Source organism: Amycolatopsis sp. GA6-003 (genome assembly GCF_046267895.1).
Classification (GTDB): Bacteria; Actinomycetota; Actinomycetes; order Mycobacteriales; family Pseudonocardiaceae; genus Amycolatopsis.
In genome coordinates this window covers 7,360,880-7,386,851 of the sequence record NZ_CP176499.1, presented here as the reverse complement: position 1 = coordinate 7,386,851, position 25,972 = coordinate 7,360,880, and the positions used below count along the sequence as shown (strand labels likewise).

General features: G+C 69.9%; 22 protein-coding genes. 12 read left to right on the top strand and 10 right to left on the bottom strand.

What is annotated here, in order from left to right; all coding sequences use genetic code 11:
• The first annotated feature begins 22 nt into the window (after positions 1 to 22).
• From F9C12_RS33485 to F9C12_RS33455, 7 genes are all read left to right on the top strand, one after another.
• The gene (locus F9C12_RS33485) at positions 23 to 964 is read left to right on the top strand and encodes a helix-turn-helix domain-containing protein (protein ID WP_409185744.1); all 942 of its coding nucleotides are present in this window, start codon (positions 23 to 25) and stop codon (positions 962 to 964) included.
• Positions 965 to 1,119: 155 nt separating this feature from the next.
• On the top strand, positions 1,120 to 1,887 hold the full coding sequence (locus F9C12_RS33480; RefSeq protein WP_409463040.1) for a MoaF C-terminal domain-containing protein: 768 nt from the start codon (positions 1,120 to 1,122) through the stop codon (positions 1,885 to 1,887).
• Between the two features lie 11 nt (positions 1,888 to 1,898).
• Complete coding sequence (locus tag F9C12_RS33475; protein WP_409185742.1) at positions 1,899 to 2,285, top strand: nuclear transport factor 2 family protein; 387 nt, start codon at positions 1,899 to 1,901, stop codon at positions 2,283 to 2,285.
• Between the two features lie 94 nt (positions 2,286 to 2,379).
• Positions 2,380 to 3,558, top strand: coding sequence for an ABC transporter substrate-binding protein (locus F9C12_RS33470; protein WP_409463039.1), 1,179 nt, complete (start codon positions 2,380 to 2,382; stop codon positions 3,556 to 3,558).
• Positions 3,559 to 3,588: 30 nt separating this feature from the next.
• Positions 3,589 to 4,449 (top strand): ABC transporter permease subunit, encoded by an 861-nt coding sequence (locus tag F9C12_RS33465; RefSeq protein WP_409185740.1) that lies wholly within the window; start codon positions 3,589 to 3,591, stop codon positions 4,447 to 4,449.
• A complete protein-coding gene (locus F9C12_RS33460) occupies positions 4,436 to 6,154 on the top strand; it encodes an ABC transporter permease subunit (RefSeq protein ID WP_409463038.1) in 1,719 nt (572 codons plus the stop codon). The genes F9C12_RS33465 and F9C12_RS33460 overlap by 14 nt, the downstream gene beginning before the upstream one ends.
• Positions 6,151 to 6,846, top strand: coding sequence for an ABC transporter ATP-binding protein (locus F9C12_RS33455; protein ID WP_409463037.1), 696 nt, complete (start codon positions 6,151 to 6,153; stop codon positions 6,844 to 6,846). The genes F9C12_RS33460 and F9C12_RS33455 overlap by 4 nt, the downstream gene beginning before the upstream one ends.
• Before the next feature lie 46 nt (positions 6,847 to 6,892).
• Here F9C12_RS33455 and F9C12_RS33450 read toward each other — a convergent pair whose 3' ends face one another.
• Positions 6,893 to 7,222, bottom strand: coding sequence for a nuclear transport factor 2 family protein (locus F9C12_RS33450; protein ID WP_409463036.1), 330 nt, complete (start codon positions 7,220 to 7,222; stop codon positions 6,893 to 6,895).
• A 27-nt stretch (positions 7,223 to 7,249) separates the two neighbouring features.
• Positions 7,250 to 8,005, bottom strand: coding sequence for an SDR family oxidoreductase (locus tag F9C12_RS33445; RefSeq protein WP_409463035.1), 756 nt, complete (start codon positions 8,003 to 8,005; stop codon positions 7,250 to 7,252).
• Positions 8,006 to 8,084: 79 nt separating this feature from the next.
• Between F9C12_RS33445 and F9C12_RS33440 the strand changes: the two genes are divergently transcribed.
• Positions 8,085 to 8,762, top strand: a complete 678-nt coding sequence (locus F9C12_RS33440; protein ID WP_409186920.1) for a TetR/AcrR family transcriptional regulator — start codon at positions 8,085 to 8,087, stop codon at positions 8,760 to 8,762.
• 116 nt (positions 8,763 to 8,878) lie between these two features.
• Here the strand turns inward: F9C12_RS33440 and F9C12_RS33435 are convergent, their stop codons facing one another.
• From F9C12_RS33435 to F9C12_RS33425, 3 genes are all read right to left on the bottom strand, one after another.
• On the bottom strand, positions 8,879 to 9,292 hold the full coding sequence (locus tag F9C12_RS33435) for a hypothetical protein (protein ID WP_409463034.1): 414 nt from the start codon (positions 9,290 to 9,292) through the stop codon (positions 8,879 to 8,881).
• A gap of 76 nt (positions 9,293 to 9,368) precedes the next feature.
• Positions 9,369 to 10,166 carry an SDR family NAD(P)-dependent oxidoreductase gene (locus F9C12_RS33430; protein WP_409463033.1) on the bottom strand — a complete coding sequence of 266 codons (798 nt, stop codon included), beginning with the start codon at positions 10,164 to 10,166 and terminating at the stop codon, positions 9,369 to 9,371.
• A gap of 15 nt (positions 10,167 to 10,181) precedes the next feature.
• Entirely contained in the window at positions 10,182 to 10,898 is a 717-nt protein-coding gene (locus F9C12_RS33425) for an SDR family NAD(P)-dependent oxidoreductase (RefSeq protein WP_409463032.1), read from the bottom strand.
• A 142-nt stretch (positions 10,899 to 11,040) separates the two neighbouring features.
• On the opposite strand from F9C12_RS33425, the gene F9C12_RS33420 reads away from it, so the two are divergent.
• From F9C12_RS33420 to F9C12_RS33410, 3 genes are read left to right on the top strand one after another with little or no spacing between them, the layout of a single operon-like run.
• Positions 11,041 to 12,912 carry a primary-amine oxidase gene (locus F9C12_RS33420; RefSeq protein ID WP_409463031.1) on the top strand — a complete coding sequence of 624 codons (1,872 nt, stop codon included), beginning with the start codon at positions 11,041 to 11,043 and terminating at the stop codon, positions 12,910 to 12,912.
• A gap of 23 nt (positions 12,913 to 12,935) precedes the next feature.
• The gene (locus F9C12_RS33415) at positions 12,936 to 13,724 is read left to right on the top strand and encodes a molybdenum cofactor biosynthesis F family protein (RefSeq protein WP_409463030.1); all 789 of its coding nucleotides are present in this window, start codon (positions 12,936 to 12,938) and stop codon (positions 13,722 to 13,724) included.
• A 3-nt stretch (positions 13,725 to 13,727) separates the two neighbouring features.
• Positions 13,728 to 15,338 (top strand): amidohydrolase, encoded by a 1,611-nt coding sequence (locus F9C12_RS33410; protein ID WP_409463029.1) that lies wholly within the window; start codon positions 13,728 to 13,730, stop codon positions 15,336 to 15,338.
• A gap of 15 nt (positions 15,339 to 15,353) precedes the next feature.
• On the opposite strand, the gene F9C12_RS33405 is transcribed toward F9C12_RS33410, so the two are convergent.
• Entirely contained in the window at positions 15,354 to 16,841 is a 1,488-nt protein-coding gene (locus F9C12_RS33405; RefSeq protein WP_409463028.1) for a hypothetical protein, read from the bottom strand.
• A 30-nt stretch (positions 16,842 to 16,871) separates the two neighbouring features.
• Complete coding sequence (locus tag F9C12_RS33400) at positions 16,872 to 18,311, bottom strand: GMC family oxidoreductase (protein ID WP_409463027.1); 1,440 nt, start codon at positions 18,309 to 18,311, stop codon at positions 16,872 to 16,874.
• Positions 18,312 to 18,452: 141 nt separating this feature from the next.
• Here F9C12_RS33400 and F9C12_RS33395 point away from each other — a divergent pair, with 141 nt between their 5' ends.
• On the top strand, positions 18,453 to 19,898 hold the full coding sequence (locus tag F9C12_RS33395) for an aldehyde dehydrogenase family protein (RefSeq protein WP_409463026.1): 1,446 nt from the start codon (positions 18,453 to 18,455) through the stop codon (positions 19,896 to 19,898).
• A gap of 45 nt (positions 19,899 to 19,943) precedes the next feature.
• Here F9C12_RS33395 and F9C12_RS33390 read toward each other — a convergent pair whose 3' ends face one another.
• Genes F9C12_RS33390 through F9C12_RS33380 form a run of 3 tightly spaced genes read right to left on the bottom strand, consistent with a single transcriptional unit; the run spans position 19,944 to position 25,968 of the window.
• On the bottom strand, positions 19,944 to 20,918 hold the full coding sequence (locus F9C12_RS33390; protein ID WP_409463025.1) for a hypothetical protein: 975 nt from the start codon (positions 20,916 to 20,918) through the stop codon (positions 19,944 to 19,946).
• Positions 20,915 to 22,195 carry a hypothetical protein gene (locus F9C12_RS33385; RefSeq protein WP_409463024.1) on the bottom strand — a complete coding sequence of 427 codons (1,281 nt, stop codon included), beginning with the start codon at positions 22,193 to 22,195 and terminating at the stop codon, positions 20,915 to 20,917. The genes F9C12_RS33390 and F9C12_RS33385 overlap by 4 nt, the downstream gene beginning before the upstream one ends.
• Complete coding sequence (locus F9C12_RS33380) at positions 22,192 to 25,968, bottom strand: tetratricopeptide repeat protein (RefSeq protein WP_409463023.1); 3,777 nt, start codon at positions 25,966 to 25,968, stop codon at positions 22,192 to 22,194. Before F9C12_RS33380 ends, F9C12_RS33385 begins: the two co-directional genes overlap by 4 nt.
• Positions 25,969 to 25,972 lie beyond the last annotated feature (4 nt).

Here is a 25,972-nt window from a genome sequence, read left to right as displayed (position 1 = left end):
ACTTCGACGGAGAGGTGACATGATGACGGCAATCTTGCAGACGCCGACCACGGTCGCGCAGGACTTCACGGAGTTCCGGTCCGCTGTCCTGCGGTCGTTCGTGCCGCTGCAGGTGAGCACCGAGCACCGCGACCGCTTCCACGGCAGGCTCCGCACGCACGAGGCGGGCGAAATCGCGCTCACCGAGATCACCGCGTCGCCGCACGCAGTCGAGCGCACGCCGGAGCTCATCGCCCGCGCCGACCGGCCGTGCTACAAGCTGAGCGTCATGCTGGCCGGCACCGGAATCCTCACCCAGGACGGCCGCGAGGCGGTGCTGCGTCCCGGCGACGTCGCGCTGTACGACACGAACCGGCCGTATTCGCTCGTGTTCGAGGAGAATTTCCGGACGCTGGTGCTGATGTTCCCGCAGCAGCAAGTTGACCTTCCACGCGACCTGGTTGGTCAGCTCACCGCGGTGCGGATGTCCGGGCGCTCCGGGGTCGGGAACGTGGTGGTGCCGTTCCTCGCGCAGCTGGGCGGGAATCTGGACGTGCTGACGAGCCCGGTGGGAGTGCGGCTGGCGCACAACGCGGTCGACCTGCTGACCACGATGCTGGCCACCGAACTCGACTTGGACCGCACGGCCGCCGACCCGCACCACGACCTGATGCGGCGGATCCGCAGTTATATCGACGCGAATCTGTCGCGGTCCGATCTCGGGCCCGCGCAGATCGCGGCGGAGCATTACATTTCCACCCGGCATCTGCACGGGTTGTTCCAGGAGCAGGGGACGACGGTGGCGGGGTGGATCCGGCAGCGTCGGCTGGAGCATTGCCGCCGGGATCTGCGGGATCCGTTGCTGGCCGCGCGTCCGGTCGCGGCAATCGCGGCGCGGTGGGGATTTGTCGACGCGGCGCACTTTTCCCGGGTTTTCCGGGCCGCGTTCGGCCAGTCGCCCAGCGAGCTGCGCGCCCGCGGCTGACCGCCTCCCCACCACTCACGGCGCTCCCGCTCACCCGGGGGCGCCGCTTGTCGTTTCCGGCCCGAACCCGCTGGTATTGACCGCGAGCGTCCGGCAGTTGCCCGCCAGCGCATGAACGTTCGCTCCCGGGGCGAGGCGCGGCGAGCATGATGGGCATGTCCGACCCTTCCCCTGACGAATGGCGCACCTACGACGAGTTCGCCGCCGGGATCGACACCTACCGGCTGCCCAACGCGGACCTCACCGGGCGGCAGCTCACCATCACCCAGGATGACGGAGCGAAGCTCGAACTGCGGTTCCTCGACAGCGAACGGCTTACCTGCAACGGCGTCGAAGACCCGTACGACGCGGTCGCCGTGCGTCCCGACGTCTTCTTCGTGAACCTGCCGCTGACGAGCGTCGAGGGCGAATCCCTCACGATCGTCTACTCGACCACCACGCACCGCGCGCTGACCGTGCGGTCGGTGATCGGCGACGAGGACGTCGAAGGCACGCCGCGGGTTTCGCAGACCTTCCACGCCGGCACCACCGACGGCGGCGAGCCGACCGGCGACGTGCCCGGTCCGTCGCGGGACCTCATCGGCAAGCGCAACGTCTACCGCTACAGCCCGAACCACCTGTACGAGCACGTTTACCTCTCCTCCGAACGCTACTGCTGGCAGTGCGTCGAGGGCGTGCAACGCGGACACGGCGACGTTGATATGTCAACCGTCTGGAAGTTCGCCGACGGCCTGTACCTGTTCTGCTTCCGGGAGTTCCGGATCGCGGTGGCCAGCGTGTGGCTGCACGACCTCGGCTACGACCTGCGCACCACCGGCGTTTTCCTCGGCATCACCGGCGACGGCCGGTCCGAGCATTCCCGCGCGGGCGGGCACATCTACCCGCTCGGCTCGATCAGCTACCCCGACGTCCAGCCTGTCTAAGGAGATTCCCCGTGTCCAATATGGACGTGATCACCGCGCACTACGAGGCCAGCGACCGCGGCGACCTCGACGGCATGCTCGCCCCGATCGGCCCCGAGACCACCTGGACCGAGGCCGCCGGATTCCCCTACGCGGGCACCTACACCGGCCCGGACGAGGTGCGGCGCAACGTCTTCGAGGCGATCGCCCGGGACTGGGACGGCTACAAGTTCACGCTGTCCGCGCTGCTGGACGCCGGCGATTCGATCGTCGGGCTCGGCACCTACACCGGCACGAACCGCAAGTCCGGCAAGGCGTTCACCGCGCGCGTGGCGCACGTGTGGAAGTTCGACGGCGGCAAGGTCGCGAGCTTCGAGCAGATCGTCGATTCCGCCCCGGTCGCCGCGGCGACCGACTGAGCCTCCCGCGAACGGCGGTGCCGGCCCTTCCTCCGGCACCGCCCCCGTTCTCCCTCCCCTCCCCTCTGGTCACTGTGGACCGGAAAGCCGAGCCATGATGAGAAAGTTCCTGCCCGCGCTCGCCTCGGCCGTGCTGGTCACGCTGGTCGCGGCGGGCTGCGCGGGCACCGCCGACCCGAACGGCCCGATCGTGGTCGGCTCGGTCAACGCGCTGAGCGGACCCGCCACCTTCCCGGAATCCTCCCAGGCCGCCAAGGCCGTCTTCGACGCGGCGAACGCGGCGGGGGGCGTGCACGGGCGCAAGATCGAATACCACGCCATCGACGACAAGGGCGACCCCGCCGCCGCGGCGGCCGCGGCCCGCGAAATCGTGGGCGGCGACCAGGCGGTCGCGCTGGTCGGTTCGTCCAGCCTCATCGAATGCCAGATCAACGCCAAGTACTACCAGCAGGAAAAAGTCCTGTCCATCTCCGGAATCGGCGTCGACCCGTCGTGCTTCACCAGCCCGAACATCGGCCCGGCCAACGTCGGGCCGTTCCACGACATGACGCTGACCCTGCTGTACGGCTCCGAAGTGCTGCACCTGCAGGATATGTGCGCGCTGCTGGAAATCGCCGGGAACACGCTGCCATACTACCGCGCGGCCATCGACGAATGGTCGAAAATCACCGGCAAGAAGCTGAAGTACGTCGACGCGACCGTGCCGTACAACGGTTCCGACTACACGCCCTACATCGTCAAAGCCCGCGCGGCCGGGTGCAAAGCCGTGACGGTCAACCCGGTCGAACCGGACTCGATCGGCCAGCTGAAGGCCGCGCAGGCACAAGGCTGGAAAGACGTGACCTGGCTGCTGCTCACGAGCGTCTACAGTGAACAGTACGCGAAGGCGGTTTCCGAAGCGGGCAAGGGCGTCTACGTTCCCGCCGAGTTCTACCCGTTCACCGACCCGTCGAGCCCGCGCACCAAGGAGTGGCGGGACCTCATGACGCGCAACAACATTCCGCTGACCTCGTTCAGCCAGGGCGGTTACCTCGCGGCGAAGTACTTCCTGCAGGTGCTGAACGGCATGCCAGGCGAAATCACGCGGGAAACGGTGACCAAGGCGCTGCGCGAGATGAAACCGATCTCCGACCCGATGGTCGGCACACCGTACGTGTTCGGCCCCGGACAAACGCATCACGACAACATCGCGGGCTGGCCGGTCAAGCTCGCGACGGGCACGAACCGGTGGCAGATCGCCGGTACCGACTGGCTGCGGATCCCGCGGCGCTAGCCCGATCCATTCTGGACAGAGGAGACTGCAATGGTGCAGGGAGCGCTGGCCGGGCTGGCCGCCGGCGGGCTTTACGCGGTGCTGGCGGTGTGCCTGACCCTGATGTCGCGGCTGGTCCGGGTCGTCAACTTCGCCCAGGCGGCCACCGGCATGTTCGGCAGTTACGTCGGGGTGGCGCTGTCCGTCCACGGCGGACTGCCGGAGTGGCTGGCGGTGGTGCTCGGCGTGCTGCTGGGCGGTTTGCTGAGCGTGCTGATCGGCTGGGTCGTCTCGACCTGGCTGGCCGAAGCAGGCACCGGCACCCGCTCGGCGGTCACGGTCGCGGTGCTGCTGCTGTTGATCTCGTTGTCGTTCATCCTGTTCGGCAACAAACCGCAGCCGTTCCAGGCGTTGCTGGCCGGTCCGGCCTTCACCGTCGGCGGCGTGGTGGTCAGCCAGGTGACGGTCGTGACCGTCGCGCTGGCAGTGGCGATCGCCTTCGCCGCGCGGCTGATCTTGACAAAGACCCCCGTTGGTATCTCACTGCGCGCGTTGTCCGAACGCCCGACGACCGCTGAACTGCTGGGAATCCCGGCGAAACGGCTCAGTGCCGCGGTCTGGGGCGCCACCGGGCTGATCAGCACGGTCATCATCGTGATCGTCGCCCCGTCCCAGTCGAACGACGCCACCTCGCTGGCCATGCTGGTCGTGCCCGCCGCCGCGGCGGCGCTGCTCGGCGGGTTCCGCCGGCTGGACCTCGCCGTCGTCGGCGGGCTCGTCCTCGGCATGCTGCAGGGCGCGCTCGCGCAGGTCGACCAGCTGTCGGTAGTGCGGAATTTCGTCCCGTTCCTGGCCATCGTCGGCCTGCTCGTGTGGTCTCAGCGCAAGGAGGTGTGGGATGCAGCTCGCTGACCGGGCCGCGGTGTCCCGCTTCGGAACCCCACTGGTCGTCGCGGTGGTCGCGGTGCTGGCCGGAATCGGCCTGACCGTCGGCCTCAACGGCTACTTCGCCTACCTCGGCGTGAGCGTCGTAGTGGCTGCCATCGCGCTGCTCGGGCTGGGGGTGGTCACCGGCAGCGCGGGCATGATCTCGTTGTGCCAGTTGACCTTCGGCGCGATCGGCGCGTGGGTCGTGTCCGCGCTGAACGTCGCGCACGCCCCCGGCGGCTTCCTTTTCTGGCTGCTGCTGGGCGGTCTCGCGGCGGGCGTGGTCGGTGTCCTCATCGGACTCCCCGCGCTGCGGCTGCGCGGCATCAATCTGGCGGTGGTGACGCTCGGCCTCGCCGCGGCCGCCGACGTCACCCTGGTGGAAATCCAGTTCCCCGGCACCACCGAAGGCGTTTCGGTGGACCGCCCGTCCTTGGTCGCCGACGACAACGCGTACTTCCTGTTGTGCGTCATCGTTCTGATCATCTGCGCCTTGCTCGTGCACTTCCTCCGGCGCGGTCCGTGGGGTAGCAGCTGGGCCGCGGTGGCGTTCTCCGAACGCGGCACTGCCGCGGCAGGGGCGAGCGTCCGCACGGCCAAGCTCTCCGCCTTCGCGGTCAGCGCCACTCTCGGCGGCATCAGCGGCGGTCTGCTTACCGCGCAGGTCGGGTTCGCCTTCCCGACCAGCTTCGCCCCGCTTCAGTCGCTGGCGTTGTACGTGCTCGCGATCATGTCCGGCGCGCACCTGATTGATATGGCAGTGTTCGGCGCAGTCCTGTGGGTCGCGGTACCGGAGCTGCTGAAGCGATGGGGTGTGCCGCAGGACTGGGGTTACGTGATCTTCGGTCTGCTGGGCATCCAAGCGCTGGCCGGACGCGGCAACCTGGGCACCGCGATCCGCGAACTGCGGCGTCGTCGTTCGAGGGCCAGCGCCGGGGTCCAGATCACCGCGCTGGACGAGGAACCTCCGCGCCTGCCGCCCGGCGAACCGGTGCTGGTGGTCCGCGGGCTGAGCGTCACCTTCGGCCAGGTCAAGGCACTGTCCGGAGTGGACTTGGCGGTTCCGAAGGGCGGAGTCCTCGGCGTCATCGGGCCGAACGGCGCGGGAAAGTCCACTTTGGTCGACGCGATCAGCGGTTTCCTGCCCCAGGCCGCAGGAACCGTCGTACTGGCCGACCGTCCGCTCACCGGCAATCCGACGCAACGAGCCCGTTCCGGTCTGCGCCGGACGTTCCAGCAGGACCGAGTCCCGGCAGGACTGACCATCGAGGCGTACGTCCGTTTCGTAGCCCGCCGTCGCCCGCCTGCCGCCGAAGTCGCCGCCGCACTGGAGTTCTTCGGCTGCCCGCCGGCGGCAACGCCGCTGGACCGGGTCGACGTGGGCGCACGCCGGCTGGTCGAAGTGGTCGGCCACCTGATGGCCAAACCGCAGGTGCTGCTGCTCGACGAACCGGCGGCCGGTCTCCCGCACGAGGAACACGTCGCCTTCGGCGAACGCCTGCGCCAGGTGCCGGCCAGATTCGGCGTTTCGGTGCTGATCATCGAACACGACCTGGACCTGGTCCGGTCGGTCTGCGACACCCTGACCGTGCTCGACTTCGGCGAGGTGCTGGCGAGCGGCCCGCAGGCGGAGGTGCTGGCGGATCCGGCGGTTCTGAAGGCCTACCTCGGCGAAACGGAGATGCTGTGAGCACGCTGCGAATCGAGAACCTGACCGTCACGCGCGGTGCGGGCCCGGTTATCGCCAACGTCGGCCTGACCCTGGAACCAGGCAAGATCACCGCGCTGGTCGGCCCCAACGGCGCGGGCAAGACCAGCCTGCTGGAAGCGCTGTCCGGAGTGATTCCCGCTTCGACCGGTTCGATCCACATTGGACATACCGACGTGACGAAACACTCGCGAGTGGCCAGAGCGCGGCTCGGACTGGCGCACGTCGAGCAAGGCCGGGCGGTCTTCCCCAGCCTGACCGTCCTGGAAAACCTGCGTCTGACCGCCAAAACTCCCGCCGGAATAGAAGAAGTCCTCGCCCTCTTCCCGGAATTGGAGAAACGCAAGAACTCCCCCGCCGCACTGCTGTCCGGCGGCGAGCAGCAAATGGTGGTGCTGGGCCGGGCTTTCGCGGCGAAACCCCAGTTCCTGCTCATCGACGAGATGTCGCTGGGCCTGGCTCCCGCCGTCTTCACCCGGCTTCTCCCTGCGGTCACCGAATTCGCCGACGCGGGCGCGGCGATCCTGCTGGTGGAACAGTTCACCCACCTGGCGCTGAAAGTCGCGCAGGAAGCCCTGGTCGTCTCCTCCGGCAAAGTCACCTACGCCGGCGAGGCGCAGCCTCTGCTGGACGACCCGGACACCTTGCACCAGGCGTATTTGGGCACCAACTGACCCGGGGTGCGGGCGTTCCGCGGTGGGACGCCCGCACCCCGGCCGGTCAGCCTTCCCGGATGGTCATCTTGGCGATCCGATCGCCCTCGACGGCGAACACGAACTTCGACCGGCCGTTGGCGTGGTTGCTCCGCCAGTCGCCGACCACGGTGATCTCGTCGCCGGAAACCGTGACCTCTTCCGGGGTCAGCACGCCGCGCGAGCCGATGAACTCGACGTCGCTCCACCCCTTGATCGCCGCGCGTCCGGCGAATGAGCGGCCCCAGTCGTCCACGACGCCGTTTTCCGTGAACGCGTCCAGGAACGCGGCGTCGTCGTGCCGGTTCACCGCGTTGACGAACGACGCCACCGGTTCCGGAATCTCCACTTCGGACATTGCGCTTCCCTTGCTGTCGAGGCGAAATCAGCGGGTAGTGTAGCCGCCGTTGGCGAAAATCGTCTGCCCGGTGATCCACCATCCGGACGTCGCCAGGAACGTCACGATCGGCGCGATGTCCTCGATCTTCGTCAGCTGTCCGCCCATTGCCTGCGACTTGTGGAATTCCACCCGTTCCGGGGTTTCCTGGCCGTAGAAGAACGGCGTGTCCATCGGGCCGGGCCCCACCGCGGTGACCGAAATCCCGCGCGGCGCGAATTCCTTGGCCGCGGCACGGGTGAAGTGCTCGACCGGGCTCTTGCCGCCCGCGTAGGTCGAGTAGCCGTCGGTGAACGCGGCGAGCAGGCTGGTCACGATCGTGATGATCTTGCCGCCGTCGGCGACGTTCTTGCCCGCTTCCTTGATGAAGAAATACGCCGCCTTCGAGTTGATGTCGAACATCGAGTCGTACTCGTCCTCGGTGGTCTCGATGATCGGCTTGCGCAGCACCTTGCCCACCGTGTTCACGGCGACGTCGATCTTTCCCAGCGCCGCTTCGGCGTCCGCGAACAGCTTCTCGACGTTCGCCGGGACGGTCAGGTCGCCGGTGAGGACAACGCCCTTGCCGCCCGCCGCCTCGACCGCGGCGAGAGTCTCCTCCGCCTGCGGACGGGTCGACTCGGAGTTGTAGTGGATCGCCACGTTCGCGCCGGCCTGCGCCGCCTGCCTGCTGACGAGGCCGCCCAGGTTCTTCGCCCCGGCGGCGACCAGGACGTTCTTGCCCTTGAGGGTGTGGTCGGTCATGCGAACTCCTCCATCTCTTTATCGCTGATATGTATCACTGTATCACTGGAACAGTGGCTACTATAGCGCTGTGACACAGATGGCGAACGCGGATACCCGGACCCGGCTCCTGGACGCCGCCGCCGAGCAGGTCGCCGCGACCCCGGGCGAGGACATCTCGCTGCGCGCGATCTGCGCACAGGCCGGGGTGAAGATGCCGACGCTGTACCACTTCTTCGGCAGCAAGAAGGGCCTGCTGGACGCGGTCGTCGAGCGCGGCTTCGACCTGTACCTGGCGGAAAAAGGCGCGCGCGAGCCCTCCGGCGACCCGATCCAGGACCTGCGCGACGGCTGGGACGCGCACGTTGCCTTCGGGATCGCGAACCCCGGCTTCTACACGCTCATGTACGGCCAGGTCCACCCCGGCCACGCGCCCGAGGCGCAAGAACGGCCCAGCGCGATGCTGCGCGCCCTGACCCAAGCCGCCGCCGACCAGGGCCGCCTGACGGTCCCGCCGGACCAGGCGGCCGCGCACATCCTCGTGGCGAACATCGGCGTCACGCTGCGCCAGATCATCCTCGCTGAGGAGGACCGCGCACTGTCGGTGGCGGTCCGGGAGGGCGCGATCGCCGCGATCACCGGCACTTCGGCGGCTGGTGATCGGCACGCTGAAATCCACCGGGTGCTGGAACACGCGGCGGCGCACCCGGAAGTCTTGGGGGCCGCGGAAACGCAGCTGCTCACCAAGTGGCTGCGAACGCTGGCGGAATCAAGCTGACATACCAGTCGATGCCGCGTCGGATCTCAAGCACAGACCCGTCAGAAGTTCTCGCATAACCGGCGGGGCGCGAAGAATTCCGTCTCGACCGGACCTCGGCTTGCGCCGTCACGTCGTCACGTCGGCCGACCAGCGGATCCGGGGCGTCCGCTCGCCTCGCGGAGGACTTCGGCGGCGGCGTTGCGCACGTCGTCCAGGACCCCGGTGGCCCACTGCCGGGTGTCGGCGTCCTTGAACTCGCTGTCGACCACGCCGGTGAGAACGGTCGCGGCCCGGGCCATCGCGGCGGCGAGCGTGCCCGCGGCGTCGGCTACCTTCTCGACCCAGTCGTCCCCGTATGCGTCGGACACGACCGCCACCGGCACCTGTTCGACGTGGTAGAAGGTCCGGCTGGCGTCGCGGGCCGCGGCCAGGATGGCGAACACCCGGTCGGCGAGCGCCTCGCGGGCGCGCGCGACCGGGTGCCGCGGATACGTCATGGCCTCGCGGCCGAGCAGAACTTCGACTTCCCGGGCGATCGCGACGGCCAAGCCCCGCGAACCGCTGGTTGGCCGTCGCGGTCTTCGCCGCCCAGTCCCCCTCGAACGTCATCCGGCCAGTATGGAACTACATGCCGGCCCGCTCAAAGGCCAACGTGGGCAAGTCGACCGCGTGCGCCCCGCCGTCGGCGACCAACACCGCACCGGTGACATACGAGGACTCGGACGAACCCAGGAACCGCACGATGGAAGCGATTTCCTCCGGCTCGGCAGGACGGCGCAACGGCACCTCGGCGGTCACCCGCCGGTATCCCTCGTCATGTCCGCCATCGAACCCGGCCGCCTCGGCGAACTGCTCCATCTCCCCGTCCGCCATCGGCGTCCGCACCCACCCCGGGCACACCGCGTTCGCCCGGACGCCGCGCGGCCCGTAATCCCGCGCGATGGAACGAGTCAGCCCGATCAACGCGTGCTTGGCCACCGTGTACCCCGCGACATTGGGTCCGGCGAACAATCCGGCCAGCGAGGAAACAATGACGACCTGCCCGCCGCTCTCCACGAGAGAAGGCAACGCGGCCCGGCAGAACACGAACGCACTGGACAAATTGGACCGGAGCGCGATCTCCCATTCCTCGTCCCCGGTGTCCACCACCGAAGAAAGCCCGTGCCCGCCGGCATTGGCCACGATCACGTCCAGCCGGCCGAACTTCTCGAGCACCTCCGCGATCGCCGCCTCCGCGTCCTCCCGGACGCTGGCGTCGCAAGCGATCACGTGCGCGCCGGTCTCCGCCGCGACCTTCTCCAGCGGCTCCCGCCGCCGCCCCAGAACCACGACCTGCGCACCTTCGCCGGCGTACCGCCGAGCAACCGCAGCCCCAATGCCCGTCCCTCCGCCGGTAATCGCCACGACCCGCGTGTCTGCCATCGTCATTTCTCCCTTTCAAGCAGGAAACCCAGACCGAGCCGAAAAGCCGAAGTCGGCGAGCAAGGCCTGGCCGTTCACCGTCCGCGCCCGCGCGGAAGCCAAATACAAAACCTGCTGGGCGACGTCGTCGGCCGCTTGCACCGGAAAACCCGGTTCGTCCAGCAGATCCCCCAAATCCCCGCGCGCCATCGGCGTATCGACCACCGACGGGCATACGCAATTGACCCGGACCCCGTCGAATTCGACCGACAGCGCCCGCGTCAGCGACACCACCGCGCCTTTCGACGCGCAGTAGGGCACCATCCCCGGCGCGCACACGAAGGCCGAATCGCTGGCCAGGAAGACGATCGAACTCCCGTCTCCCAGCCACGGCCGCGCGTGCTTCGCGACCAGGAACTGCCCCAGCACGTTCACCGACATGACCTCGGTGAAGTCCTCGGCGCTGGTCTCGGTGAGCGGCCGCCCGACCGGTCCTGATATCCCAGCGCAGCCGACTACCACGTCAATCCCGCCGAACTGGTCCGCCACGAGCCGGACCGCCGCGGCGACCTGCCCCTCGTCGGTGAGGTCCGCCCGCGCCGCGACGACGTCCCCGGCCAGCGACGGCGGCCGCGCCCGGTCGACCACGCCGACCCGCGCGCCCTCCTCCAGGAACGCCCGCGCGCAGGCCAGCCCGATCCCGGACGCGGCGCCGGTGATCAGCACGGCCTTGCCGGAAAGGTCGAGTCGCATTCCGCAATCCTGCAGCAACGGCGCAGCCGGGGATTGGCAACGAGTGCATCCTTGTTGTCAGCGGCCGCACGACCCCCGGAGCGTGGCTACCGCTACCCCCGGGCCACCGCGAACACTGCGGCGAGGAGCGCGAAGGGACACCATGAGCAACGCACACCCGCACCCGCTTGACCCGCTGACCGCCGAGGAGCTGACCGCCGGCCGGGCCGTGCTGGAGGCACGGGGGCTGATCACCGAGACGACCCGGTTTCCGCAGGTCCTCCCGGTGGAGCCGGACAAGGCCGCCGTGCTGGCCGGCGCCGAGACCGACCGCCGGATCCAGTTCACCCTGCTCGACACCGCGACCGGCGAATCGGCCGACGCGGTCGTCTCGGTGACCGCCGGGGAGCTGGTCAGCCACGAGAAATGCGGCGAGGGCCAGCCGCCGTACCTCTTCGAGGAGTACGACCTGGCCGAGGCCATCACGAAGGCCTCCCCGGAGTGGCAGGCGGCCATGCGCCGCCGCGGCCTCGGCGACCGCATCGAGCACGCGTTCTGCGCGCCGCTCGCCCCCGGCTACTTCGGCCGCGAGGACGAGACCGGCCGGGTCATCCGTTCGCTCACCTTCCTGCGCGAGGACAGCACCGACAGCCCCTGGGCGCATCCGGTCGAGGGCCTGGTCGCGCACCTCAACCTCACCGAACAGCGCGTCCTCCGCGTCGAGGACGAGGGCGACACCCCGGTCCCGGCGGACTCCGGCCGCTACGGGCACCACCCCGCACGGACCACGCTCAAGCCGATCGAGATCACCCAGCCGGAAGGCCCGAGCTTCCAGGTCGACGGTTCGCTGGTGACCTGGGAGGGCTGGCAACTGCGCGTCGGGTTCAACGCGCGCGAGGGCCTGACCCTGCACCAGCTGACCTTCCAGGACCGCTCGGTGCTGTATCGGGCGTCGGTGCCTGAGATGGTTGTTCCCTACGGTGATATCTCAATCGGCCGGTTCTGGATCAGCTACTTCGACGCCGGGGAATACCTGCTCGGCAAGAACGGCAACAGCCTGCGGCTGGGCTGCGACTGCCTCGGCGTGATCCACTACTTCGACGCCTTCCTCGCCGACGACCACGGCCAGCCGGTGCGCGTGCCGAACGCGATCTGCATGCACGAGGAGGACTACGGGATCCTCTGGAAGCACACCGACCTCGACGGCAATGCCGAGGTCCGCCGTTCGCGCCGGCTGGTGCTCTCGTCGATCTCTACCATCGGCAACTACGACTACGGCTTCTTCTGGTATCTCTACCTCGACGGCACCATCGAATGCGAAGCCAAGGCGACCGGCATCGTGTTCTCCGGCGCGGGCGAGCCCGGATCCGCGCAGCCGCACGCGTCCGAGATCGCACCCGGCCTGTTCGCGCCGGTGCACCAGCACCTGTTCTGCGCCCGGCTCGACTTCGCCGTCGACGGGCAGCGCAACTCGGTATACGAGGTGGACGCCGTTGGCATCCCAGTCGGCCCCGAGAACCCGTATGGCAACGCCTTCACCTGGAAGGCCACGGAACTGCGCACCGAACAGGAAGCCAAACGGCACGCGAACCCGGCGACCGCGCGGGTGTGGGAGGTCCGCAGCACCGAGCACACCAACCGGCTCGGCGCGCCGACCGCCTACCAGCTCGTGCCGCGGCCGTCGGCAACCCTGATGGCGCAACCGGAATCGACGGTGTACCAGCGCGCGACCTTCGCCACGAACCACCTGTGGGTCACGCCGTACGCGCCCGACGAACGCTTCCCCGCGGGCGACCGCCCCAACGCGCACCCGGGCGGCGCCGGGCTGCCCGCGTGGACGGCGGCCGACCGCTCCGTCAGCGACACCGACATCGTGCTGTGGCACGTCTTCGGCCCGACGCACATCCCGCGTCCGGAGGACTGGCCGGTGATGCCGGTCGACTACTCCGGATTCATGGTGCGCCCCTACGGGTTCTGCGACCGGAACCCGGCACTCGACCTGCCCTCGGCCGCCCACGGCCACTGTGCCCACTGATGACGAACCCTGAGGAAGGCTCCATGCCCGCGACCAATCTGTCCGACACCTCCACCTGGCTCCCGCTCGACGGTCTCGCCCCCGGCTTCGACGCCAACAAAGCGGCCACTGTGGACGATCTCGACAACCAGTCGTTCACACTGGACTGTGCCGACGGCGGCACGTTCTCGATCAGCTTCTCCGGCGGCCGCGCCTCGTGGAATGAGGACGGCAGCACCGGCGAGACCGCTTCCGAGACGTTCCTCGTCGACGCCGGACTGTTCTACGTGCAGTTCCACCCCGGCGCGGAAACCTCGTACAGCCTGCTGCTGGACGTGCGCCAGGGCCGGGCGCTGGTCGTCACGAGCACGATCGGCGACGGACTTCCGCGGGTGACGCAACGGTTCCGTCCCGCGACCATCCAGGGCCGCGAGGCGCACGGCGAGGAAATCGCGCCGAGCACGGCGTTGATCGGCCGCCGCGTGCAGTGGGTTTACAGCGAAGAGCACGCCTACGAGCACGTTTACCTCACCCCGCACTGGTACAGCTGGCAGTGCCTGTCCGGTCCGGAGCGCGGCCTCGCCGACACCGACGAGAACTCCGTGTACCAGATCCGGCCCGGGATCTACGTCTTCACCTGGCGCGAGAAGGTCATCCCGTGCGCGTCGGTGACCGTGGCCGACCACCGGAACGTGCGGGAGCTGCGGTCGCACGGTTCGCTGTTCGGGCTCGCCGAGGACGGCAGGACGCCGACGCACTTCACCTTCGGCGCGTACGGCCGGCTGCTCAGCAACACCGTTTACTCGCCGGACTACGACCCCGCTGGACAGTGACCCGTGGCGGCTGAACTGCTCCTCACCAACGCCACTGTGTACACAGTGGACGAAGACCGGCCGTGGGCGACCTCGCTCGCGGTGGAAAACGGCCGGATCACGACCGCCGAGGCCGGACCGGACACCGAGGTCGTCGATCTCGGCGGCGCTTTCGTGCTGCCAGGTTTCGTGGACGTGCACAGCCACCACGCCCTCGCCGGGCGGGAATTGTTCGAGCTGCGCCTGAAAAGCGGGGCGGGTCTTGACGAAATCCTCGCCGCGGTGAGGGAATGGTGCGCGGGGCTCGGTCCGGACGAATGGGTCGTCGGCGGTGCTTGGCCGTCCACTTTGGCCCCGGAACTCGGCCGCGATTCCGTGCGGCGCGCGCTGGACGAGGCGGCGGGCGGACGTCCGGTGGTGCTGGTCGAGGACAGCAGGCACAACCGGTGGGCGAGCAGCCGGGCGCTGGAACTGGCCGGGATCACCGCGTCCACTCCGGACCCGGCGGGCGGGACGATCCACCGCGATCCGGTCAGCGGCGCGCCGACCGGTCTGCTGATCGAGACCGGGGGCTTGGCGGTGGAGCGGGCGATGCGGGACACGCGCACGCTCACCGCCGAGCAGCACGCCGAAGCGTCGCGCCGGGCGATCGAAATCCTGCATTCCTACGGCATCACGGCGTTCCAGGACGCCGGGGCCACTTTGGACATTCTCGCCGCGCTGAAAACCCTGGACGACGCGGGCGAACTGGCCGCGTGGGTAGTGTCGTCGATGCTGGTCAACGATCCGATCTTCGGCGCGGACCCGATCGGCAAACCGCTGCTCGACCGTGCCGCGAAGTATCGCAGCGAACACCACCGGCCGGACTTCGTGAAGATCTTCCTCGACGGCACCCCGCCCGCGCACACGGCGGCGTTCCTGGAGCCGTACCTGAACCACGAGTGCTTCTGCGGCGACACCACGATGCCGCCGGAGGAACTCGCGGAATGGCTGGACGTCGCGGTCGCGGCCGGGCTCTCGGCGAAGATCCACTGCGCGGGCGACGCGGCCGTCCGGGCCACTTTGGACGCTGCCGCCGCCCTGCGCGCTCGCGGCGACCACACGACGAAAATCCAAGTGGCGCACGGGCAATTCATCCACCCGGACGACCTGGAACGGTTCGCGACGCTCAACGTGTCGGCTGATATCTCACCGTTCTTGTGGGTGCCCGGCGTGATCCCGGACGCGATCGCGCAGGTGATCCCCGCCGAACGCGCGGCGCGCATGCAGCCGAACCGGACCCTGCTGGACACCGGCGCGCTGGTCGCCGGCGGTTCGGACTGGCCGGTGAGCGAATCCCCGAACGCCTGGGAGGGCATCGAGGGCCTGATCACCCGGCAGGACCCGTGCGGCAAGCACCCGGGAAGCCTGTGGCCGGAACAGGCGATCACGCTGGCCGAGGCGATCCAGGTGTTCACGCTGAACTCGGCGCGGGCCTGCGGGCTGGACGACGTGACGGGCTCGCTGACGCCGGGGAAGTCGGCGGATTTCCTGGTGCTGGACGAGGATCCGTTCAAGAAACCGGCGAACGAACTGGCCGGGATCACGGTGCGGGAGACGTGGTTCGGGGGGAAGCGGGTCTTCGCGCGGGACTGAGGACGTCGTGCGTGGTTACGCCGGGTCTAACCGTGCATAACCACGCACGACTTCCTCCACCGTCTCGCCGCTCTCCCCGCGCACCAGCAGCATCAGGCGCGCGGGTACGCCTGCCGCGGCGTAGGCGGCCAGCCGGTGGTGCCCGTCAAGGATGACGCCCAGCACGAATCGTTCCGGCCACTGGGCGCTGACGTACCGGTCCTCCGCCCACGCCAGCAGCAACGCCGCCGGACGCTCGCCGCGGGCGATCGCTTCCGCGTACCGGTCGACTGTCGCCGGGTCCAGCGCGTCCAGCGGTTGCGACGGAACCACGCTGCCGTACGTCGGCATCTCGCCGGGAATCGCCCGCGGGAGCTGGAAATGCTCGATGCCCGGCCAGTCCGGGTCTCCCTCCCACGCACTGCGTGTCTCGGTTCTGCGCACCCACCACCACGACTGCTCCGCCGTCCGCACGCGTTCCAGCGGCAGGTCGGCCAAGAGCATTCGGTAGTGCCCGGTCTCCAGTTCCTGGAGCAGTGGTTCCAGCGCACGCACTGTCGCGGTGCCGAGTTCGCGCGGCTCGGCGAGGACTTCCCGCACCTGGGCCGCGCCTGGCAGCGCTTCGGCGGGACCGAAGCCAAGCAGGCGCAGCGTTGTTTCGCAGGTCTCGCACCCGGAACCGACGCCGTATCGCGCCTGCTCCCCGACGCGGAGCGTCTGGTCCCAGCGCGGCCACATCGACCCCGGCAGCGCCGGGTCGAACTCGACGCGCACCCGGGCCCGGCCCTCGTCGACGGAAAAGCGCAGCGCGGAAGGAGAATCGACGGCGACGTCCCGCACCCGAGGGACCGGCTCGGCGGTGAGATCGAGCCCCGCCCACACCTCGCGGATGTCGGCGGGCGACGGGAGCAACGGCGACCGTCCGGAGAGCCGGACCAGCGCCCGGTGGACGTCCCCGGCCGGCAGCTCCGGGCCGTTCGCCAGCCAGTCGAGCAGCACCGGAACCGCGGCCGGATCGCCCATCTCCTCCAGTGCGACCGTCAGGAAGACGTGCTTGAGCCCGGCGAACGCGGAAAGCCGCCGGGCGATCGGCACCGTCCATTCGCGGGCGCCGAGCCGGGCCAGCGCGAGCGCCGCCCGGCCGCAGAGGTCGTCGTCTTTCAGCAGCGCACCGAGCGCCTTCGCCCGCCGGCGATCCCCGGACAGCCCTGCCGCGTCAATGACGGGCGGCTGATATCCCAGTTCCTTGACCAGCTGGTCCAGCACGGGCTCGGGCACCGGCAGGCCCCGGCGCACCACCTCCGCCAGCAGCCTGGCCGTGCGGAGCCGGGCCAGCAGGTCGAGCAGGACCGGATCGCCGTCCGTCCCGAGCAAGTCCAGCAGGTACTCGAGACGCCGCCGCTGCTCGTCGTTCGCGGCCGGGTACTGCTCGCCCGCGCGCGCGGCCAACGCGGCCGGTCCCGCGGGCGGGTCGGCGGCCAAGGCGTCGAGCATCGAGTAGTCGGCGGCGAGAAGGTCGTCCACCCGGCGAGCCTACTGACTCCCGCGCCCGAGTTACGCCAGCAGGAATTCCGCCACCCGCTCCCCCATCAGCACCGCCGGCGCGTTCGTGTTCCCGCTGATCACCCGTGGCAGCACCGAGGCGTCCGCGACTCGCAGGCCGGACACTCCGCGCACCGCGAGCGTCGGGTCCGTCACCGCCAGCTCGTCGGTTCCCATCCGGCAGGTGCCCACCTGGTGGTGATACGTGATCGCCGTGCGGCGGACGTACTCCCGGACATCCGCCGGCCCCGGATAAAGCTCCCGCGCGCCCCATTCCTCGGCCAGTGCCGGGGCGCGGCCGATCAACCGGCACTGCTCCACCGACGCGACCAGGCTTTCGAAGTCCGCCGGGTGCGCGAGCGCGGCCAGATCGATCAGCGGCATCTCGGCCGGGTCCGCGCTGCGCAACCGCAACGTTCCCCGGCTCTGCGGCGTGATCATGCCCGCCATCAGCGAAAACCCGGTCGGCGGCCCGGTCATCCACGGTTCGTACATCGGCACGCTGAAGTGAATCGGTTGCGTGTCCGGCACCGCCAAACCCGGGCGGCTGCGCCAGAACAGGTGCGTTTGCGTCACCGAAAGCCCGGTTTGCGGCGGTGCGACCTCGCGCCGGTCGGTGGCGAAGATGACCGGCGACAGCAGGTGGTCGTGCAGGTTTTCGCCGACGCCCGGCAGGTCCGCGACGACGTCCAGGCCCAGCGCGGAGACGTCGTCGGCCGGGCCGATTCCGCTGCGCAGCAGGATCGCCGGGGACGCGAGCGCACCCGCGGCTAGCACGACCTGGTCGGCGAAAAGCGGCTGCAGGTCGCCGTCGATCTCCGCCAGTACGCCGATGCAGCGGTCGCCCTCGAAAAGCACGCGGTGCACCAGAGCGCCGGTGTGCACAGTCATCTGGTCGGCGACCGGCTGGGCGTAGCAGAGCCAGGTGTTGCGCCGCCGTCCGCCGGTCATCGTGACCTGCTGCACGGAGATGCCGTCGAGGACGCCGCTGTTGTAATTGTCGTTGAACGGCAGGCCGATCTCCCTCGCAGCGTCCACAATGGACTGCTGGATCGGCTGCAGCGGATCGTGCCGTTCCAGGTCGAGCAGGTCGCGTTCGATCCGTTCGTAGACCGGGCGCACGTCGTCCCAGGTCCAGCCGGGCAGGCCCCATCCGTCGTAGTCCGCCGCCGCGCCGCGGACCCAGATCATCGCGTTCAGCGAATGCGAACCACCGAGCACCTTGCCGCGCGGCAGGTGCAGCCTGCGGTTCCCGGCGTGCGGCTGCGGCACCGTGTAGTAGTCCCAGTCCTCGGCGGCGTGCCACAGTTCCGCCGCGCGCGACGGGTCGTGGATCGCCGCGTTCGTGTCCGGTCCGCCCGCCTCCAGCAGCGTCACCTTCGCGCCCGCGTCGACCAGCCGCCGGCACACCACCGAGCCCGCCGAACCCGCACCTACCACGATCACGTCCATGCCCTGATCCTGACCGGTCCCCTGCCCGCGCCCGGCATTGTCTTCACTCGCCGACAACGGGCGTGCCTTCGCGGACAAGACCGCCGGGCCGCCGCGCGCCGATACTCGAACGCGACCAGAAGATCGGGACTAGGGAGCACCATGGCGACACGGCCGACACGCCTGTTCATCGACGGTCAGTGGACCGAGGCCGGCGGGGAGCCCATCCCGACCCGCAATCCGGCCACCGGCACGGTTCTCGAAGACGTCGGGACGGCGACGCGGGCCGACGTCGACGCCGCGGTCGCCGCCGCGCGCCGCGCGCTGACCTCGCCGGAGTGGGCCGGGCTCGCGCCCGTGCAGCGCGCGAAACTGCTGTTCCGCCTCGCCGACCTCGTCGACGAGCACCACGAGGAACTCGCCGCGCTCGAAACCCGCGACCAGGGCCAGCCGATTGGCATCTCCCGGCAGGTCAGCGTGACCGGCGCGGCCGAGCACCTGCGGTATTTCGCCGGCTGGGTCACGAAAATCCAGGGCACCACGAACCCGGTTTCGTTCCCGGACACCCTGCACTACACGCGCCGCGAGCCGGTCGGCGTGAACGCGCTGATCACGCCGTGGAACTTCCCGCTGATGATCCTCGTGTGGAAGCTCGCGCCCGCGCTCGCCACCGGCAACACCGTGGTGATCAAGCCGAGCGAGGTCACTCCGCTCACGAGCATCCGGCTGGTACAGCTGACCGAGCAGGCTGGTATCCCAGCGGGCGTGGTCAACCTCGTCACCGGCGACGGCCCGGTCGGCGCGATGCTCAGCTCGCACCACGACGTCGACCACGTCTCCTACACCGGTTCCACCGCGGTCGGGAAGCTGATCACCGCGGCGAGCGCGGAGTCCAACCTCAAGCGGCTGACCCTCGAACTCGGCGGCAAGGCACCGAGCATCATCGCCGCCGACGCCGACCTGGACGCCGCCGTCGCGGGCAACCTCGCGGGCGCGACGCTGAACACCGGGCAGGTCTGCGCGGCGTACACGCGGTTCTACGTCGACCGCAAGCGCGAGCAGGAGTTCGTGGAGAAGATGGCCGCGGGCCTCGCCGGACTGCAGATCGGCCCGGGCCTGGACGAGACGACCCAGGTCGGGCCGCTCGTGTCGGACAAACACCGCAAGCACGTGGCGAACCTCGTGGCGACCGGCCGTTCCGAAGGCGCGGACCTGATCACCGGCGGCTCGGAGGTCGACCGCGAGGGCTACTTCTATCAGCCGACGCTGTTCGCGGGCGTCACCGACACCATGACGATCATGCGCGAGGAGATCTTCGGCCCGGTGCTGGCGGTGACGCCGTACGACGACCCGGACGAGCTGGTCGCGCGCGCGAACGACACGCAGTACGGCCTCGCCGCGACCGTGTGGACCCGTGACATCCGTACCGCGCAACGCTATGCGGACGGGATCCGCGCGGGTGCGGTGTTCGTGAACATGCCGCCGATCCCGGACATGGCCGCGCCGTGGGGCGGATACAAGGCGTCGGGCTGGGGCCGCGAAATGGGTCCGTGGGCACTGGACGCCTACACCGAGACCAAGGCAGTGTGGCTGCACTACGGTTACTGAACGCTTTCGGGGCTCGATGGTCCACTTAGGACTGCCGAGCCCCGATCAGCGGGCCAGTTCGGCCAGCGACAGCAGCAGATGCGCCGACTCCGGGTACCAGATGTCCGAATGCGCCCCGGCTGGATTCCACCACCGCCCGCGCCGGAACCGCCATCGCGACTCGACGTTGACGATCCGCCGGTCCATTTCGGACCGTGAATACTCCGTCTCCACCTTGTGCAGCACCGTGTTCGCCACGTCCTCGGCCGGGGCCCGCACCCCGACGTTCCCGATTCCCGGCACGCCTTCCGCCAGCCGGTGCCACAATCCGGTGGCCCGGTCGAAACGGGAACGGGTCAGCACGATCGGCCCGTTGATCGGGGCGTCGCGCAAGACCGGGGCGAACCGGCCGGTGAAGATGTCCGGCCGGGCGGCCATCTGGAATACCAGCAGAGTGTCCACAGTGTACGGGTAACGCGGGTCGGCGCGATCCCAGCCGAGCACCGGCGGTCCGTCCCCCGCGGCAGCCTGTACCGCTTCCACCACGAACCGGCCGCCGAAGGAATGGCCGACGCAGTGCAGGTACTGGCCGGTGACGGTCCGCAGGCTCGGCGCGCTGCCGGGCAATTGGCGTTCCGCGTTCAGATATCCCAGCAGCTGGCCGAGCGCCTCCGCGGCCCGCCCGTCGGTGGTCATCTTGTGCGCCCGGTCGCGGATCCTCCGGTAGCCGGTCAGGAACGGGTTGCTCATCGACGGCCAGCGCACCAGGACGTAAAAGCCCTGCCACGCACCGAGTCCTTCGTAGGAGCCCGCCGCATAGCGTTCTTCCAGGAGGCCGAAGAACTGCCGGGCCCGCCGGTCCGCGGTTTCCCGGTTGTTCTGCCAGCCGTGCACGAACACGACGATGTCGGTCGCCGTCTCCGGAACTTCCAGCCACCGGGCCAGAAACCGCGGAGTCGCCTCGGCGGGCACCGGCCCGCCGGTTTCCGGGTCCACGAAATCGCCGCGCTCGTCGAGGTCCAGGATCACCGGTTCGGTCACGGCCGCCCTTCCTGCCACAAATGCACGTCGATCCCGCGGTACAGGGAGAACATCAGCCCCAGCGGATTGTGGTGCTCGTCGGCGAACGAACGCGCCAGCGAACGCACGATGTCGCCCAGTTTCGCGCCCGAATCGATGAATTCGGTGAACAGCCGCCTCGAATACTCGCACGCGAACGCGGGCGGCAGGTCGATCTGCGGGCCGATCAGGCAGCGTCCGCCGTTGCCGAGCAGCGCTTTGCCGAAGGCCGAGTAGAACGCCGACGTCACCTGTCCGCCCTGGCAGGCGCCGACGTACACGAACGGCCGCGTCGGCAGCGGCGCTTCCGCCAGCCACGCGATCAGGTCGGTGCCGTAAATCCGTTCGCCGTCGCCGAGTTTCAGATACGGCTGTTCGACCAGGCCGCCGGAACCGCTCACCTTGCCGTGACAGCCGAAATACGTGACGTGGTCGGCGAAATCGCGGCTGCGGAAGTGCGCGGCCAGCGTTTTCTTGTCCGGCCGCAACACGACTTCCGCCCGGCCGTGGAAGAAATCGACCACCGGCGCGATGTAGGGCGTGTCCGGGAATTGCCGGTCGACACCGTGGTCGACATTGAGCCCGACGACCGGTTTCCCGCCGTCCACGGTGATCCGCGCGTCGAAGTCGTCGACCCGGGAAAAAGTGTGCTCCACGACGTGCCGGTAGCCCCAGAACCCGGCGAGCGACCAGTTTTCCTCGTCCGGATACTCGTCCGGCCGCCGCGGCGACGTGTAGAGCATCCCCCACGGCACGATCAGGCTGTCCGATTCGATGCTGATCACGTTTTCGCCCTCGGCGAGCGCCAATTCCAGCAGCGCACGGATCCGCCGCAACCCGCGATCGGGACCGGCGAACAGCAGCCGGTACATCAGGTGTCCCGCGTCCGCGAGGGCCAATCCGGCGCGCTGCAACAGCTCCGGCCGTGCGGAAAGATCCCAGCCGTCGGCGAACGGATGCCGGCGAGGCCCGCGTTCGGTCCGCTCGGCGAGGTCCACGACGTGCCGCTGCCACGTTTCGCGCAGGATGTCGATCCGGGAGTTCAGCTCGCCGAGGCTGTGCGTGATCCGGCCCTGGTACCCGCCGCCGCCGTCCTCCGGGAACGCGCTGCCCCACGCCTGCACGAGAAGCCCTGGTACGCCAGGGAATTCGAGGAAGCGCAGGTTGACCGTCCGCGCCCGGTTGTACGGCGGCACCGCGACGCGGCTCAGCCCGGCGGTGTTGTCGACGGTCACCTCGGCGCTCAGCTGACGGGTCATGACGGCACCTCCACCGGCAGCACGGCCGCGATTTCCAGGAGCAGCTGGGCGTCGTGCTCGCGGTAGATCCGGAACACCAAACGCAACGGCCCCGGCGCGGCCGGGACCACGTCGAACTCCGCCGGATCGCGCAGCCGGTCCCCGGTGATCCAGCCGATCCGCGACATCGGTTCGGCCGTCCCGGGCACGGCGTCGAGCAGCACGCGCACCCGCACCACCCCGGACGGCGCGGTCGCGGAATCCTTGCGCCGCACCGAAACCGCGACCCGCACCGGCTGGCCGACGACGACCGGATCGTCGGACCGGCATTCGACGGTCGCCGCCAGCAAGTCCGCCGCCGGTCGCGGCACGTCGTCCGGCACCCTCGCGGCGAACCCCCGCCGGTCCGCCCAGAGCACGCGCCGGGAGTAGAGCGGCGTCACCCCCAGATCCAGATCCAGGCCCTCGCTCGGCGCCGGATGCCCGGCCCGGCCCGCCCGCCAGGTCGCGGGCCCCGAATCCACCCGCCGGGAGTCGACGCGGCGGGAATCCACCCGGCGCGAATCGACCCGCCGAGAGTCCACCCGCCGAAACTCCACGCGCCGCGAGTCCACCCGGCGAGAATCGACCCGCGAGCTGAGCACCGTCCCGTAAACAGCCGAATCGGGCGCCTCGACGTCCTCGTCCGCCGCGGGCACGAGCTCGCTCGAAACCACCGTCCGCACCCGCGACGGCACCGAAAGCCGCTCCGAAAGAAACTGTTCCCCGGTCAGCGGTCCGCGAAGGCTGACCAGCCCGTTCTCCGCGTCGACGAGGTCCACCAGCAACCGCAGCCGGCCCAGCACCGCCTCGTTGCCCTGCGCGGTCGCCAAAGCCGCCGCCGAACCCAGCGCGTCCAGCGTGGCGCCCAGATTCCCGTCCTGGTACGCGGAAACCGCGGCGTCCACCGCGGCCCCGAGACCGAGGTGCGGACCGGCCGGCGCTGCCGCCAGCCGGACCGGATCGTCGGTCAACCGCACCGAAACCGTCTCCGCCTCCGACTGCACGGAGTCCTGCTGCGCCCACATCGCGACCAGCTGATGCTCTCGCTCGGCCGCCAGCCCCGACGGCACGAGCAGGCTCAGCGCGTAATCCCTGGTTTCCCCCGCCGCCCATTCCCCGAGATCGAGCACCAGGTCGCTGCTTCGCCGCTGCGGCAACGGCATCGGCACTTCCACCGGGGCCAGCAGGGCGACCCGGTACACCACGCAGCCCGGCGAATCCCGCACGAGCAACCGCAGCGGACCGCCGCCGGAGCCAGCCGTGACAGTGACCTTCACGGTCGTGCTGGAAGCCCGCGACGGCAGGTAGCGGGGATGGTGCACCACGACTTTCGGCTGCGCGGCCGAAACCGGGGCCGGCACCTCGAGACCGCGCACCCGGCTCGCGTGCTCCCGCAGGATCGGCCACGCCCGGTCCGCGTGCTCCCAGTAGAGCTGCGCGAGGTCGTGCTTCACCTGCCGCAGATCCGGCAACCGGCTGACGGGCTGTTCGGCGGCGAGCCGCAGCAGCGTTTCGCCGACCACCGCGGTGAGCCGGTCCTGTTCGTCCTCGTCCAGGTCCAGCTCGCCGAGCCGGGACCAGGCGGCGGCGGCTTCGTCCGGGCTCGGCAGCGGCACTCCGCCCGGCACGAGCGCGGCGAGCGCTCGCACCGCGCCGACCCGCGCGGCCGTGCCGGATTCCGTGCCCAGTTCGCGGCTGGCGGCGGGCACCTCGTCCAGAACCGCGGCCGCCCCCACCCGATCGCCCCGCGCGAGCCGGGTCCGGGCGAGCCCGAAGGCCGCCGAAACCACTTCCCGGTCGCGCGCCCACACCGCTTCGTAGCAGCGCGCCGCAAGGTCGGCCGCGCCCCGCATTTCCGCACAGAAACCCAAGGCCAGCCACGGAACCAGCTCGCCGGGCGCCAGCCGGGCGAGCTGGCGGAACTGGTTCTCCGCGTTGTCGAGGTTTCCGCGCTCCATCGCGAGGTAAGCAGCACGCCAGGGCCCTGCCAGTTCATCCGCCGCGGCCGGAAGCAGCGACGGCAAGGCGATCGCCACGTCGTGCGTCTCCGGGGCCCCGTCGGCACGCAGCGGGGGTCCGTCCGTCCAGTCGCCCCATTCGGGCACGCCGAGCCCCGCCGCGACGAGTTCGCCCGGGGCGCCGAACGCCTGGGACGCGGCCGGATGCGGCACGCGAGTGCGCTCGCTGAGCAGTTGCCGCAGCACCCCGCGCAGCTGTTCGGCCATGTCGGCGGCGGTGGCGAACCGGTCGGCGTAGTCCGCGGTCGCCCGATCGAGCAACGCCCGCAGCATTTCCCGGCCGAGACCGTCGCCGGACTCCGGGCAGGCACGCAGCAATTCCTCCAGCGTGCGGCCGATCGAGTAAAGGTCCGAGCGGACGCTGATGCCCTCCCGGTCCAGCTCGGCCCGCGGCGGCTGGTAACCCGGGGTGCCGACGATCGCGCTGTCCCGGTCGTCCTCGCGGCGCACCGAGCCGAGGTCGACGAGCGTGATCCGATCGCCGTCCTGCAGCACGTTGTCCGGTTTCAGATCGACGTACAACAACCCGTGCCCGTGCAGGTAACCCACGGCGTCGAGCAGCTGCAGCCCGTACGCGGCGACGTGCTCCGGGCGAAGCCGCCGCGCGAGCCGGAACACCGTCCGCAGCGAAATCCCGCGCACGTACTCCATCACCAGATACCCGATGGACCGGCCGGTTTCCGGGTCCGGATGCTCGACGTGCGCGAGGGTGCGGACGACGTTCGGATGGGCCAGTTCCAGCAGTTCCGGGACGACGGCGGACTGCGCGGCGGCCAGCGCGCCGCCGCGGTCCCGTTCGCCGATCAAGCTTTTGAGCACCACGAACCGGCCGCCCTCGGCCTCGTCGCGGGCGAGGTAGATCCAGCTGAACCCGCCGTGCGCGATGCAGCCGAGCACCGCGTAGCGGCCGGCGACGACCGTGCCCTGCTCCAGCGTCGGCAGGAAGGCGAACGGGGTGCCGCAGCGCACGCAGTACCCGCGCACCCGGCCGAGCCGCCCGCCCTCGCCGCGGCCCACCGGATGGCCGCACTCCGCGCAGAACCGGTGCCGCTCCGGCAGGGCCGCGTCGGGCAGCACGGCGTCCAGCGGATCCGGCGGCGTCGCCTTCGGCAGCGAGACCCGCAGGTCCCCGGCTTCCGGCACCGGATGGCCGCCGGTGCGGACGAGGAGTTCGTCGAGCCGGTCCTCGACGGCCGAATCGTCGGTCACCCATTCGCGCAGCTGCGGGAAGTACTCCAGCACGGTGTCCGCCGGGACCAGCCGCACCGCGTAGTCGACCACCACGATGCCGAGCAGCCGCCCGGTGGCGCGGTCGAACGCGGGACAGCCGGACAGGTCCGGGTCGGCGCGGCCCTCGAGCAGAGTGAGCGGAACCCGTTCCCCGTCCGCCGCACCGGTGGTGGCCCGCACCCACATGCCGTAGCCGAGGCGGAGCGGAAGGCTGTGGATCCGGACTTCCCGCCCGGATCCGACCTTCCGCCGGAGCGTGGCGCCGTGCCGCACCGGCGTTTCCAGCTCGAGCAACGCCAGGTCGCCGCGGCCCGCGCGCGGCGGGACCAGCCCGGCCAGCGCCGCGGAACCCGCCGACTCGATCTGGAACGCGGTTTCGTCGCGGGCCGCCCGGGAGCAGGTCAGCACGTACCGGCCGCCGATCAGCACGCCGGCGCCGAGGAGGCGGCCGTCGGCAGCGCGGATGCGCGTCTGCCCCGTATTCCACCCCAGATCAACGGCCACGAGG